The 13,672-nt window shown below is 73.0% G+C and carries 14 protein-coding genes; 12 read left to right on the forward strand and 2 right to left on the reverse strand.

Going from position 1 to position 13,672, the window contains the following annotated elements; all coding sequences use genetic code 11:
* Positions 1-271: 271 nt before the first annotated feature.
* Positions 272-625, forward strand: coding sequence for an STAS domain-containing protein (locus OHS71_RS35000; protein WP_443047122.1), 354 nt, complete (start codon positions 272-274; stop codon positions 623-625).
* A complete protein-coding gene (locus OHS71_RS35005) occupies positions 622-1,554 on the forward strand; it encodes an anti-sigma factor RsbA family regulatory protein (RefSeq protein ID WP_328483316.1) in 933 nt (310 codons plus the stop codon). The genes OHS71_RS35000 and OHS71_RS35005 overlap by 4 nt, the downstream gene beginning before the upstream one ends.
* A 236-nt stretch (positions 1,555-1,790) precedes the next feature.
* Here OHS71_RS35005 and OHS71_RS35010 read toward each other — a convergent pair whose 3' ends face one another.
* Positions 1,791-3,602, reverse strand: coding sequence for a protein kinase domain-containing protein (locus OHS71_RS35010; RefSeq protein ID WP_328483317.1), 1,812 nt, complete (start codon positions 3,600-3,602; stop codon positions 1,791-1,793).
* 186 nt (positions 3,603-3,788) lie between these two features.
* On the opposite strand from OHS71_RS35010, the gene OHS71_RS35015 reads away from it, so the two are divergent.
* The 10 genes from OHS71_RS35015 to OHS71_RS35060 all read left to right on the forward strand — a co-directional run bounded on the left by OHS71_RS35015 (position 3,789) and on the right by OHS71_RS35060 (position 12,566).
* The gene (locus OHS71_RS35015; protein WP_328483318.1) at positions 3,789-5,507 is read left to right on the forward strand and encodes an FAD-dependent oxidoreductase; all 1,719 of its coding nucleotides are present in this window, start codon (positions 3,789-3,791) and stop codon (positions 5,505-5,507) included.
* 134 nt (positions 5,508-5,641) lie between these two features.
* Positions 5,642-6,247 (forward strand): hypothetical protein, encoded by a 606-nt coding sequence (locus OHS71_RS35020; protein ID WP_328483319.1) that lies wholly within the window; start codon positions 5,642-5,644, stop codon positions 6,245-6,247.
* Positions 6,248-6,363: 116 nt separating this feature from the next.
* Positions 6,364-7,116 carry a class F sortase gene (locus OHS71_RS35025; protein ID WP_328483320.1) on the forward strand — a complete coding sequence of 251 codons (753 nt, stop codon included), beginning with the start codon at positions 6,364-6,366 and terminating at the stop codon, positions 7,114-7,116.
* Between the two features lie 136 nt (positions 7,117-7,252).
* Entirely contained in the window at positions 7,253-8,413 is a 1,161-nt protein-coding gene (locus OHS71_RS35030; protein ID WP_328483321.1) for a SchA/CurD-like domain-containing protein, read from the forward strand.
* 95 nt (positions 8,414-8,508) lie between these two features.
* On the forward strand, positions 8,509-8,928 hold the full coding sequence (locus OHS71_RS35035) for a cupin domain-containing protein (protein WP_398153261.1): 420 nt from the start codon (positions 8,509-8,511) through the stop codon (positions 8,926-8,928).
* A complete protein-coding gene (locus OHS71_RS35040; protein ID WP_328483323.1) occupies positions 8,925-10,193 on the forward strand; it encodes a beta-ketoacyl-[acyl-carrier-protein] synthase family protein in 1,269 nt (422 codons plus the stop codon). The genes OHS71_RS35035 and OHS71_RS35040 overlap by 4 nt, the downstream gene beginning before the upstream one ends.
* On the forward strand, positions 10,190-11,440 hold the full coding sequence (locus OHS71_RS35045; protein ID WP_328483324.1) for a ketosynthase chain-length factor: 1,251 nt from the start codon (positions 10,190-10,192) through the stop codon (positions 11,438-11,440). Before OHS71_RS35040 ends, OHS71_RS35045 begins: the two co-directional genes overlap by 4 nt.
* Positions 11,441-11,475: 35 nt before the next feature.
* Positions 11,476-11,730, forward strand: a complete 255-nt coding sequence (locus OHS71_RS35050; RefSeq protein ID WP_328483325.1) for an acyl carrier protein — start codon at positions 11,476-11,478, stop codon at positions 11,728-11,730.
* Position 11,731: 1 nt separating this feature from the next.
* Positions 11,732-12,214, forward strand: coding sequence for an SRPBCC family protein (locus OHS71_RS35055; protein ID WP_328483326.1), 483 nt, complete (start codon positions 11,732-11,734; stop codon positions 12,212-12,214).
* Positions 12,215-12,233: 19 nt separating this feature from the next.
* Positions 12,234-12,566, forward strand: coding sequence for a TcmI family type II polyketide cyclase (locus tag OHS71_RS35060; protein ID WP_328483327.1), 333 nt, complete (start codon positions 12,234-12,236; stop codon positions 12,564-12,566).
* Between the two features lie 62 nt (positions 12,567-12,628).
* On the opposite strand, the gene OHS71_RS35065 is transcribed toward OHS71_RS35060, so the two are convergent.
* Positions 12,629-13,657, reverse strand: a complete 1,029-nt coding sequence (locus tag OHS71_RS35065) for a methyltransferase (RefSeq protein WP_328483328.1) — start codon at positions 13,655-13,657, stop codon at positions 12,629-12,631.
* Positions 13,658-13,672: the final 15 nt, after the last annotated feature.

The following is a 13,672-nucleotide window of genomic DNA, read 5'->3' on the forward strand; positions in this document are numbered from 1 at the left end:
TCACCAAGGGTTCGGCCGCCGTCCGGATCGCCACGCTGCGCGTGTCAGGCTACGTCCCGCCCGGTCGATCCACCGGCCGCCGGGCCGCGGACGGCGTCGTGCGGACGGCGCGGCCGGCAGGGCTGCGTCCTTCGCGGACCGCCTCGCGTCGGAGCGGCCGCCGACGGCCCCGGAGGCCGCGTTAGGCTGCTCCCCGTGGGCAGAAGGCTGCCCGTGGACCTCCCGCCTGGTGCGGCGGCGGGTGACCGGCAGGGATCGAAGGAGGCCACGGGTGGTGGACGCCTCGCACGGAGTCGAAGGATCCGCGCTGGTGCACGGCGTGGCTGTGCTGGAGGTGGGCCCGTTGTCCGGAAGGCCCGGCATTCGTGCCCGGGGCGAGATCAGCGAGGTCACTCGTTCGCCGTGGGAAGCGGCCCTGGCGGGCCTGGCGCGGCAGCACTCCGACGTCTCCTACGTGGAACTGTCCGAGGTGGGGTTCGTCGACGTGGCAGGGGTGGCGGCGCTCGCCGTCACGGCGCTCAGCCTGCCCGGGGGACGGGTGGTGGTCGAACACCCGCCGCCTCAGGTGCCGCGCGTGCTGGGCCTGTTCTGGCCGGGCCTCGGCAGGATCGAGGTGGCGCCGTGACGGCCACGGTGGCGACCCACGAGGCGTTCCAGCACCCCGCGCTGTTCTACCGCACCGAACAGGAGTACGTGGCCCGTACGGTGTCCTTCGTGCAGGAGGGCCTGGACCTCGGCGAGCCTGTCGCGGTGGCGGTGCCCGGGCCCAACCTGGAGCTCATCAGGGCCGGCCTGGGCCCGGACGCCGGGACGGTTCGGCTGCTGGACATGACCGTGGAGGGCCGCAACCCGGGCCGGATCATCCCCGGGGTGCTGCGCGCGTTCGCCGACGCCCATGAGGGAGGGCGGGTGCGGATCATCGGCGAGCCGGTCTGGGCCGGCCGCAGCGCGGTCGAGTACCCCGCCTGCGCGCAGCACGAGGCGTTGATCAACGCCGCCTTCGAGGGCCGGGCGGTGACCATCCTGTGCCCGTACGACGAGGCCCGTCTGGACGAGGAGGTCCTGGCCGACGCGAGGATCACCCACCCGACCGTCGTGGCCCGTGACGAGGAGCTGGTCAGCGACGCCTACGACTGGCGTTCCGTCGTCGCCCGCTACAACGAGGAGCTGGTGCCCGCACCGGACGCGGCCGTCTTCTCCTTCGGCGCCGACGAGCTGTACGCGGTGCGCGCCTTCGCTGTCGAGGAAGCCCGGCGGCTGGGCCTCGCGGGGCAGCGGCTGAACGACGTCGAGCTGGCGGTGGCGGAACTGACGACCAACAGCGTGGTGCACGGCGCCGGGCTGGGGACGCTCGCCGTCTGGGCGGTGGCGGGACAGGTCGTGTGCGAGGTCCGGGATGCGGGCCGGCTGTCCGATCCGCTGGCCGGCCGCAGGCCGCCCGCGCGCGGACAGATCGGCGGCCGCGGGCTGATGCTGGTCCACTACGTGGCCGACCTGGTCCGCCAGCACACCTCCGCCGAGGGCACGACCGTCCGCTTCTACCTCGGCCGCTGACAGCCCTCCCGAGCCGGACCGCCTCCGAGCACCCGCAGGCGGGCGGCGACCGGTCCCGCCGCACGGCGCGGCCGGTCCCCGCCTCCGTGCGGGCCGCTTTCCTCGCGGTCACCCCGGCCGACGGCACACTGCGCACCCCGCTCGGGGCCACGGCGCGCCCCCGACCGGGGTGTCCCACGATCCTGGTGTCCCCCGACCGGGGTGTCCCACGATCCCGGTGTCCCCGGACCGGGGTGTCAGACGGTGTCGCGCAGGGCGGCCCAGGTCGCCTTGTTGACGACGCCGTTGACCGCCAGTCCGCGGTCCGTCTGGAAACTGCTGACCGCCGTCTCCGTGTCGGCGTCGAAGTCGCCGTTCACACCCGAACCGCCCACGGCGTAACCGCGTTCGACGAGCATGCACTGCGCCTGCCGCACCCGCTTGCCGGTGTCTCCCAGGGCGGTGCGGGCCTTGCCGGCGTAGTACGTGCAGTCGGTGATCCAGGCCGGGGCGGCCGGCTCGGACGGTGCGGTGTCGGCGGACGGGCTCGGTGTGTCGGAGGGTGGGGAGCCGACGACGGCGGAGGCCGTGGCCTCCGGCCGCCCGGCGGAGGCGGAAGCGGGCACGGCGGTGCCGGGCGGCGGGGCGCTCTCGTCGCCGCTGACCTCGGCGCGTCCGCCGGCCGAGCCCGCGGCGGAGGCCTTGTCCCAGGCGCCGGGCGTGGCCGGCGGCATGCTCCGCCCGGACCGGGCCGTCGGCGTGACGGCCTCCGGCCGGGGCGAGGCGCCGGCCACCGAGCCGTCCGGGCGTGAGAAGACGAAGAAGCCCGCGGCGACCGCGCACAGGGCGGCACCGGCGGCGACGGCCAGCAGCCGCTTGCGGTGCGCCCCGGGCAGGGCGGCCGTCGGACGCGGGGGCGTGGGCGAGGCCGCGTCGGCGCCGGGGGAGGCGCCCAAGGACGCGGCCACCGCTGCGGCTGGCGCCGGGGCCGCCTGCCCGGGACCCGCCCCGGGAGGGGCCGCCGGCACCGGCTTCACCCGGTTGTCCGAGGGGCGCAGCCGGACCGCCCGTTCGACGGGGAGGCGATACAGCGTCTCGTACGCCCGCTGACGGGCCAGCACCCTGCCGTGCAGTGGCTCGGGCCAGCCGGACGACCCGGCCCGCGGCCCGGCGGCGTCGATGAGTTCACCGGGGGTGGGGCGCCGCTCGGGCTCCTTGGCCAGACAGGCCGTCAGCAGCGCCCCCAGCTCGGGGTCGGCCGCCGCCACCACGCCGGTCACCTCCGGGTTGGGCTCCTCGAACGCCACCCGGTGCATCACGTCGACACCGGTGCCGTCGCCGAACGGGGCCCGGCCGGTCGCCGCGTAGAGCAGGGTGCCGGCCAGTGAGAACACATCGGAGGCCGTGTCGCAGTGACCCGTCCTCAGGTACTCCGGTGACATGTAGGCCGGGGTGCCGACCCGGTTGCCGGTGCCGGTGATCGCGCTGGCGTCCGCGGCCTTCGAGATGCCGAAGTCGATCACATGAGCGCCCCGGAGCGACAGCAGCACGTTGGACGGCTTGAGGTCCCGGTGCACGATCTCCGCGGCGGCGAGGGCGGTGAGCGCCCGCCCCAGCTCCGTCACCAGCTGCCACACGGTGGCCGGCGGCAGGGCGCCGTCCTCGCGCACCACGTCGGCCAGGTCCAGCCCCGGTATGTACTCGGTGGCCATCCACAGCAGTTGGTCGTCCCAGCCGGTGCCGCGTAATCTCGGCGCGTGCGGCGGCCCGAGCCGGGCGTGCACGTGGGCCTCGTGCACGAACCGGCGCTGGAAGCGGACGTCCTCCGCGTACTCCGGCCGGATGACCTTCACCGCGAACAGACCCGGACCGTTGTCGGCGGCGCGGGCCAGATAGACCCGTCCCATCCCGCCGCTGCCGAGCAGCGCCACCGGCACGAAGGGGCCGACCCGGGCCGGGTCGCCGACCCGCAGAGGTGCGGCCCCGGTCCGCCGGAGCGCGGCGGCCTCGTCCGACGCGGAGTCCGCGGGGCCCTCGGAGTGCGGTGGGGGCGGCAGGTGGTCGGACACGTAGCTCCCGAAGTGATGTTCGTCGTAAGTCAGTTCGCCCTGTACAGGACACCGAATCTAGCCGAGCCACGGCCCGTGCTCAGGGTTTCCACGTTTCCGTCCGGCCGTCACGGGCCCGGGACGGCCCGCCGGCACCGCGACGCAGGCGGGTGAAGCCTGAGCCGCCGTCACCTCCGCGGGGCATGCATGAGGATCTCCGCCGTATCCGGCCGGGTCGGCGGAATCGACGCGCTGGAGGCGAGAGTGACGAAAGAACGTGCCGAAGAGAGCGGCCCCCACACCCTCAGGGTCCCGGTTCTCATCGTCGGCGGCTCCCTGGTCGGCCTGGCGACCTCGTTGTTCCTGGGACGGCTGGGCGTGCCCCACGTGCTGGTGGAGCGCCACGCGGGCACCTCCCTCCACCCGAAGGGCCGCGGGAACAACGTCCGCACGATGGAGCTGTTCCGGGTGGCGGGCGTCGAGCCGGCGATCCAGAAGGCCGCGGCCACCCTGGCCGGCAACCACGGCATCCTCCAGACGCCCACCCTGGTCGGCGACGCGGGCGAGTGGCTGTTCCGGGCCATCGACTCGGGCGGCGGGCTCGCCCGCTTCAGCCCCAGTTCCTGGTGCCTGTGCAGCCAGAACGACCTCGAGCCCGTCCTCCTCGACCACGCCCGCGAACACGGCGGCGACCTGCGCTTCCACACCGAGATGATGTCGTTCGACAGCGACGACACCGGCGTCACCGCGGTGGTCAAGAGCCGTGAGACGGGGGAGCACACCACCATCCGCGCCGACTACCTCGTCGCCGCCGACGGCCCCCGCAGCCCCGTCCGCGAGCAGCTCGGCATCGGCCAGAGCGGACCCGGCGACCTGTTCCACAACGTCAGTCTGACCTTCCGCTCCCGCGGGCTCGCCGAAATCGTGGGCGACCGCCAGTTCATCGTCTGCTACCTGACCGATCCGGAAGCCGACGGCGCCCTGCTGCCGGTCGACAACCGCGAGAACTGGGTCTTCCACGCCCCCTGGCACCCCGAACACGGGGAAACCCTGGAGGAGTTCACCGACGAGCGGTGTGCCGAGCACATCCGTCGGGCGGTCGGCGTCGCCGGTCTCGACGTGGAGATCACCGGCAAGGCGCCCTGGCACGCGGCCCAGCGGGTCGCCCGCAGCTACCGGTCGGGACGTGTGTTCCTGGCCGGCGACTCGGCCCACGAGATGTCCCCCACCGGGGCCTTCGGTTCCAACACCGGTATCCAGGACGCGCACAACCTCGCCTGGAAGCTGGCCGCGGTCCTCGACGGCTGGGCGGGGGAGGAGCTGCTGGACACCTACGACGCCGAGCGTCGCCCCGTCGCCGAGGCCACCAGCGCGCGGGCCGCCGCCCGGTCGGCCGAGCACAGCCACCCCGGTTTCGCGGCCCCGCCCACCGCGGGCGGGGGCGGGCCCCAGCGCGGCATCCTCAACGTGGCCCTCGGCTACCGCTACCCGCAGGGGGCCGTCGTCGGCGCCGATCCCGAGGTCCCGGTCGTGCCCGATGGCCTCGACCTGACCGGCGGACCCGGCAGCAGGGCGCCCCACCTGTGGGTCCGGCACGGGGACCGCCGGCTCTCCACCCTCGACCTGTACGAGCGGTCCCTCGTCCTGCTCAGCGACGCCGCCGAGCCGGGCGGATGGCACGAGGCGGCCACCCGCCTCGCCGGGGAACTGGCCCTCCCGCTCCTCTCCTACCGGGTGGGCGCCGGAGCCGGGGCCGACCTGGTGCCGGAGGGCGACGTCGACTGGGCGGAGCGCCACGGCACGGCGCGCGGGGGCGCCGTACTCGTCCGCCCCGACGGGTTCGTCGCCTGGCGGTCGCAGGGTCCGCAGGCGGATGCCGAGGCGGTGCTGCGCCGGGTCCTGAAGACCGGTCTGTCCGTCTCCTGACCCGATGGGCTTCACCCGTGTGAACGCCCCGGGTGGTGCTGCGCCGCCACCCGGCTGACGGTGGATCACGTGCCGTCCGGGTCTCGCGAGCTGACGAGGTGTCGGCTGCCCGGTCGTGACGGAAGGACCATCAGATGCGTTCTGCTCGCTTGATCCTGGCCACCGCGGCGGCTTCGGCCGCCCTCGCCATCGGCGCCCCGGGCGCCTACGCGGTCGGCGGTGACACGGACCACGACGACTCGTCCTACACCAAGGAGGACACCTCCTCGTACAGCTCGGAGCACGGCACGGAGGAGGACTCCTCCTACGGCAAGGAGGAGGACTCCTCCTCGGGCAAGGAAGAGCACGGCAAAGAAGAGCACGGCAAGGAGCACGGCAAGGAGCACGACTCCCCGCACGGTGGCATCCACACCGGCGGCGGCGCACTGGCCCTGACCGGCGACAGCACCGACCGCGGCGCCGCCAAGGACCCCCGCTTCGACCCCGAGACCTACAAGGACAAGTCCGCGGAGGGCTCGGACAGCTCCCGGGAGAACGGCAACGACTCCTGGAGCGGCGGCAAGGAGGAGTCCGGCGGCGGCTGGAGCAAGGAGCACGACAAGCCCAGCGGCGGCATGCACACCGGCGGAGGCGCCCTCGCCACCCCCACGTCGACCGCCGCCGGACTCGGCCTCCTCGCCGTCGCCGGCACCGGCCTGTACGCCCTGCGCCGCAAGAAGACGGCGGGAGGCGCGGCCTGACCCATGCCTGACGCGATAGCGAAGCCGCGGCCGCCACGCATGCCCCCGCGTGGCGGCCCGGCTCGCTCCCCGTGCCCCGTCCGCTCCGCTGCCGCGCCCGAGTGAGGTGGTCCCCGATGGCAGTTCCTTCTTCCGCCCCTTCTCCTTCCGACCCCGAGAAACCCACCGGCCGCGCGCCGGCGTCCCTCGAAGAGGGAAACTCCCGCACCGGCCTGATGATGATCTGCGCCGCGGCCGCGGTGCTCCTGGCGCTGAACCTGTTCGGCGCCAACGACACGTCCGGCGCCGCCAGCCCGCCGCCCGCCCCGCCCGCCGCCGGGTCGGTCCCCGCGGCCAGTGCACCGGGCGCCGGCGCCCAGCCCACCTCGGACCCGGCGGCAGGGCAGCCGGACGCCGGGGGCCCGGTCGGCAAGCACCTGCCGCGCTCCAGGCCCGTGCGGCTGCTCATCCCGAAGATCTCGGTCGACGCCCCCTTCACCGACCTCGCCATCGGCCCCGACGGCAGACTGGAACCGCCCCCGGCCGGCGACGTCAACCTCGTCGGCTGGCACGCCAAGGGGGCCTCGCCCGGTGAGACGGGCACCGCGATCATCGCCGGGCACGTCGACACGAAGACGTCCCCCGCCGTGTTCGCGGGACTCAGCGCACTGGCGAAGGGCGACGGCTTCCAGGTCCTGCGGGCCGACGGCAGGAAGGCGTCCTTCCGGGTCGACAGCGTCGAGATCTTCCACAAAGCGGACTTCCCCAGCGAGCGGGTGTACGGCGACAGCCGTCAGGCCCAGGTGCGGCTGATCACCTGTGCGGGCAACTACGACCGGCAGGTCATGGACTACACGGACAACCTGGTCGTCTTCGCTCATCTCGTCTGACGGCAGGCGGCCAGTCACCCACGTAGTTCATCCGAGTCGCGCGCTTGCGGGGACGGGCACAGGATCGAGGAATGCTGACGTCGCATCACCGCGGCCGGCGTTCACCCACCCCCTCCGCGAAGGAGATGTGCGCAGGATGACCACCACGTCCGAACGTGTTGCAGGTTCGCGGGCGCGACAGGCGTCGCAACGTGTCTCCCAGTCCGTGTTCGACGGTTCCCGGCTCCGAGTCGTCCTGCTGGTCGACGTCTACGACGGCGCCCAGCAGCAGTTCCTCGAGGCGTACGAGCAGCTCTGCAACCAGGTCGCGTCCGTCCCCGGACACGTCAGCGACCAGCTGTGCCAGTCGATCGAGAACCCCTCCCAGTGGCTCATCACCAGTGAATGGGAGAGCGCCCCGCCGTTCCTCGCCTGGGTCAACAGCGAGGAGCACGTGGCGATGGTCGAGCCGCTGCACAGCTGTGTACGCGACACCCGCTCGCTGCGCTTCCACGTCGTCCGCGAGACCGGCGGCCCGGCGGAGAGCACCGAGCAGGGCAAGCGCCGGCTCCAGACGTCGCCCAGGATCGGCGACGGGGTGATCCGGCACGCGCTCACCTTCACCGTCAAGCCGGGCAGCGAGGAGATCGTCGCCAAGATCCTCGCCGACTACGCCTCGCCCGAGCCGAAGGTCGACGACACCACCCGGCTGTGCCGCACCTCGCTGTTCATGCACGGCAACCGGGTGGTGCGGGCCATCGAGGTGCGGGGCGACCTGCTCTCCGCGCTGCGCCACGTCTCCCGGCAGCCCGAGGTGCGGGCCGTCGAGGAGGCCATCAACCCCCATCTGGAGCAGGACCGGGACCTCAACGACCCCGAGTCCGCGCGGGTCTTCTTCACCCGGGCCGCGCTGCCGGCCGTCCACCACGTGACGGCGGAGCGGCAGGACGCGCAGGCCGAGCGGTACGCCCTGCACTACCCGGCGCGGCCCGACCGCGGCATGAAGCTGGCCGAGCTCCTGGCCCGCCAGGACGAGGCGGCGGCGGACGACCCGCGCAGCCCGGTCCTGCGCAGCACGATCTTCCAGCGCGACGACGTCGTTGTACGGCTGATCGACGTGCGCGGCGGGCTCGAGGCCGCCGACCCCGTGCAGGCCCTCGGTCTTTCCGACCCCGGACAGGTGGCCGAACTGACGACGCTCCAGGACGACGCCGACGCCGACGCGGACGCGTCCGCGCCGAAGGACCGCCGTCTCGCGCGCTTCCTCGAACTGGCGCGCATGGATCTCGTCACCGACCGCCGGTCGCCCGACGCCTGATTCGTCATCGCGTGGGAGGGGCGGTGCCCCGCCCCTCCCGTGCCGGTGCAGTACACCATCGGAGGAACGTCGTGATCACTTCCCGTCACAGAATCGTGGATCTCAGCGAGGTCGAGCCCAACACCCGGCGGGGCGGCGACCTGCGCGCCATGCTCACCCCGGCCACGGTGGGCGCCACCAGCGGTTTCATGGGCCTGGCCCTCATCCAGCCCGGCGACCGCATCGGTGAGCACTACCACCCGTACTCCGAGGAGTTCGTGTACGTCGTGTGCGGGCAGCTGGAGGTGGACCTGGACGGTGAGCCGCATCCGCTCCAGCCCGAGCAGGGGCTGCTGATCCCGCTCAACGTGCGCCACCGCTTCCGCAACGTCGGCAAGGTGGAGGCCCGGATGGTCTTCCACCTCGGCCCGCTGGCCCCGAGCCCGCCGCTGGGCCACGTCGACACCGAGGGGACGGAAGCCGAGCCCGCGGCGGTCGGGGCCGAGGCGGCCGGGCGAGGTCAGGTCCGGTCATGACGCGACGAGTGGCGGTCACCGGCATAGGCATCGTCGCCCCGGGCGGCATAGGCGTACCGGCGTTCTGGAGCCTCCTGGCGGCCGGACGCACGGCGACACGCGCCATCACGTTCTTCGACCCGGCCGGTCTGCGTTCGCGGATCGCCGCCGAGTGCGACTTCGACCCGGCGGCCCACGGGCTGGACGCGCGGGACGTGGAACGCTGCGACCGCTACATCCAGTTCGCCCTGGTCGCGGGCGACGAGGCGGTACGGGACGCCGGCCTCGACCTCGGTGCCGAGAACCCCTGGCGGGTCGGCGTCTCGCTGGGCACGGCGGTCGGCGGCACCACCCGGCTGGAGAAGGACTACGTCCTGGTCAGCCACGGGGGGCAGCGCTGGGACGTCGATCACCGGGAAGCGGCCCCGGACCTGCACCGCGCGTTCACGCCCAGCACGCTCGCCTCGACGGTGGCGGAGCGGTTCGGGGCGCGCGGCCCGGTGCAGACCGTCTCCACGGGCTGCACCTCCGGACTCGACGCCGTCGGATACGCCTTCCACACCGTGGAGGAGGGCCGGGCCGACATATGCATAGCCGGCGCCTCGGACTCGCCGATCTCCCCGATCACCATGGCGTGCTTCGACGCGATCAAGGCCACCTCCCCGAACAACGACGACCCGGCGCACGCCTCGCGTCCCTTCGACGCCGACCGTGACGGGTTCGTCATGGGCGAGGGCGGGGCGGTGCTCGTCCTGGAGGAGCTCGAGCACGCCCGGGCCCGCGGGGCGCACGTGTACTGCGAGCTCGGCGGGTACGCCACCTTCGGCAACGCCTACCACATGACGGGTCTGACCAGCGACGGCCTGGAGATGGCCCGGGCCATCGAGGACGCCCTCGACCACGCCCGGGTCGACGCCGGCGCGATCGACTACGTCAACGCGCACGGGTCGGGCACCAAGCAGAACGACCGCCACGAGACCGCCGCGGTGAAACGGGTCCTGGGCCCGCACGCCTACGACACCCCGATGAGCTCCATCAAGTCGATGGTGGGTCACTCCCTCGGCGCGATCGGAGCGATCGAACTCGTCGCCTGCGTCCTGGCCCTGGCCAACCAGGTGGTACCGCCCACCGCGAACTACGAGACCCCCGACCCCGAGTGCGACCTGGACTACGTCCCGCGCGTGGCCCGCGAGCGCAAGCTCTCCAGCGTGCTCTCGGTGGGCAGCGGGTTCGGCGGATTCCAGTCCGCGGTGGTCATGAACCGGCCGAGGGAGAAGACACGATGAGCGAACCCCATGCTCGGCGCGCGGCCGTCACGGGAATCGGCGTGGTCGCGCCCAACGGAGCCAGTACCGAGACCTTCTGGAAGTCCACCAGGGAGGGCATCAGCGTCCTGGACCGGGTGACCCGCGAGGGCTGTGAACATCTGCCGCTGCGGGTGGCGGGCCAGGTGCGCGACTTCGACCCGTCGGCCGCGATCGAGGAGCGGTTCCTCGTCCAGACCGACCGGTTCACGCACTTCGCGATGGCCGCGGCCGACCTCGCGCTGGACGACGCCCAGCTGCACCGGACCGAGACCGACGGCGCCCCTTTCTCCGTGGGCGTGGTCACCGCGGCCGGTTCCGGCGGCGGGGAGTTCGGACAGCGCGAGCTCCAGAGGCTGTGGGGCAAGGGCAGCCGGTTCGTCGGCCCCTACCAGTCCATCGCCTGGTTCTACGCCGCCAGCACCGGCCAGATCTCCATCCGCCGCGGCTTCAAGGGGCCCTGCTCGGTCGTCGCCGCCGACGAGGCCGGCGGCCTGGACGCCCTCGCCCACGCGGCACGGGCCGTGCGGCGCGGCACCGACGTGATCGTGGCCGGGGCGACGGAGGCGCCGATCGCGCCCTACTCGGTGGTCTGCCAGCTGGGCTACGAGGAACTCAGCACGGTCGACGACCCGAGCCGCGCCTACCGCCCGTTCACGTCGGCTGCCTGCGGGTTCGTGCCCGCCGAGGGCGGCGCCATGGTCGTGGTGGAGGCGGAGGAAGCGGCCCGGTCCCGGGGTGCGCGCGTGCGGGCCCGGCTGGCCGGACACGCGGCGACCTTCACCGGAGCGTCCCGCTGGGAGGAGTCCCGGGAAGGGCTCGCCCAGGCCGTGCGGGGCGCCCTGGCGGAGGCCGGCTGTGCCCCCGAGGAGATCGACGTGGTCTTCGCGGACGCGCTCGGCGTACCGGAGGCGGACCGCGCCGAGGCGCTGGCGATCGCCGACGTCTTCGGGGCCCGCGGCGCCCGGGTGCCCGTCACGGCGCCGAAGACCGGGATCGGCCGGGGCTACTGCGCGGCGCCGCTGATGGACGTCGCGGCGGCGGTGCTCGCGATGGAGCACGGTGTGATCCCACCCACCCCCAACGTCTTCGACGTCTGCCACGACCTCGATCTCGTGACCGGCCGTGCCCGTACCGCCGAGGTACGCACGGCGCTGGTCCTGAGCCGGGGACTCATGGGGTCGAACTCGGCGCTGGTGCTGCGGCACGGCGCCAACGACGCCTCGTAGCGAGGCGCCGCGGAGCAGCAGAGGAAGGGAATGGCATGACCGACCGCATCACTGTGGAAGAGCTGGCCGAACTCATGAAGAAGTCCGCCGGTGTCACCGTCGCCCCGGAGGAACTCCTCCGCGACGAGGCGGGGTTCGACCGCCTGGGCGTCGACTCGCTGGGCCTGCTGGGCATCGTGGGCGAGCTGGAGAACCGGTACGGCACCCCGATGCCACCCGACGCCGAACGCTCCAAGTCGCCCCGGCAGTTCCTCGACCTCGTCAACAGTGCCCTCATGACAGGAGCGTGAGATGACCGGACACACGCAGAACGAGATCACCATCGCGGCGCCGCTGGACCTGGTCTGGGAGGTGACCAACGACCTGGAGAACTGGCCGCGGCTGTTCAGCGAGTACGCCTCCGTCGAGATCCTCTCCCGGGAGGGACGCAGAACGACGTTCCGGCTGACCATGCACCCGGACGAGAACGGCACCGTATGGAGCTGGGTGTCGGAGCGCGAGCCGGACCGCGACACGCTCACCGTCAAGGCCCGCCGGGTCGAGACGGGGCCCTTCGCCCACATGGACATCCACTGGCGGTACGAGGAGGTGCCGGGCGGCGGTACGCGGATGGTGTGGACGCAGGACTTCGCGATGAAGCCCGAGGCGCCGGTCGACGACGAGTGGATGACCGACAACATCAACCGCAACTCCAAGGTCCAGCTGGGCCTGATCCGGGACCGCATCGAGAAGACCGCCGCCGAGCGCGGTGCGACCCCCGGTCTGACCGACTGAGCCGGACGGAGACAGCCCCATGCACCAAGCCCTGATCGTCGCCCGGATGGCCCCGGGATCGGCCCCCGACATCGCCAAGGTGTTCGAGGAGTCCGACCGGGGGGAGCTGCCGCAGCTCGTCGGTGTGACCCGGCGCAGCCTGTTCCAGTTCGGCGACGTGTACATGCATCTGATCGAGTCCGAGCGCGACCCCGGGCCCGCCATCGCCAGGATCACCGGCCATCCGGAGTTCCGGGACGTCAGCGAGCGGCTGGCCGCGTACGTCAGCGCGTACGACCCCGAGACCTGGCGTTCCCCGAAGGACGCCATGGCGCAGCGCTTCTACCTCTGGGAGCGCGAGCCGGCCGGCTGACCCCCGCCGACCGGTGTCTTGAGGGGACGGGTGTGCGGGGGGAGCAGGGGGCCGCGCTCGGCTCAGCCGGGGACGTGGCAGTCGAACGCGTGCAGATACGGGTTGACCGGACTGATGTCGTCGATGACCAGGCCCGCCTCGGTCAGCCGCTCCACCATGCTCCGGGTGGTGTGCTTGGCCCCGCCGACGTTGAGGAGCAGCAGCAGGTCCATCCCGGTGCTGAACCGCATGGAGGGCGAGTCGTCGACGAGGTTCTCGATGACCACGACCCGTGTCCCGGGGCCGCCCGCCTCGCGGACGTTGCGCAGCGTGCGGGCCGTGCTCTCGTCGTCCCACTCGAGGATGTTCTTGATGACGTAGACGTCGGCCTTCACCGGGACGGCCGCGCGGACGTCGCCCGGCACCACGCGCGCACGGTCGGCGAGGTCGCCACCCGCGCGCAGCCTCGGTACCGCGTTCTCCACCACCCGGGGAAGGTCGAGCAGCGACCCGTGCATCGCGGGGTACTTGTCGAGCAGGCTCGCCACGACGTGCCCCTGGCCGCCGCCGATGTCGGCGACCGACGCGGCTCCGGTCAGGTCGAGGAACTCCGCGACATCCCGCGCCGACTGCACGCTGGAGGTCGTCATGGCACGGTTGAAGACGTCGGCCGACTCCGGGGCGTCCTCGTTGAGGTAGGGGAAGAACTCCTTGCCGTACAGGCCCTCCACCACGTTGTCGCCGGTGCGTACCGCCTCGTCGAGCAGCGGCCAGGCGTCCCAGGTCCACGGCTCGGTGCACCACAGGGTGATGGCGCGCAGGCTGTGGGGGTCGTCCTCGCGCAGCAGCCGGGAGACGTCGGTGTGCGCGAACGTCCCGTCCGCCCGCTCGTCGAAGACGCCGTAGCAGGACAGGGCCCGCATCAGCCGGCGCAGCGGGCGGGGTTCGGTCTTCACCGCGGCCGCGATGTCCTCCACAGCCATGGGGCTGTCGCCGAGGGCGTCGGCGACGCCCAGCCGGGCGGCCGCGCGCAGGGCGGCGGCACAGGCCGCCCCGAACGCGAGTTCCCGCAGCCGCATGGACGGCGGAGGGGCAGACTGTGCGGTCGTCATGTGTCGCCTTCCTTC

It is taken from the genome of Streptomyces sp. NBC_00377 (genome assembly GCF_036075115.1).
Classification (GTDB): domain Bacteria; phylum Actinomycetota; class Actinomycetes; order Streptomycetales; family Streptomycetaceae; genus Streptomyces.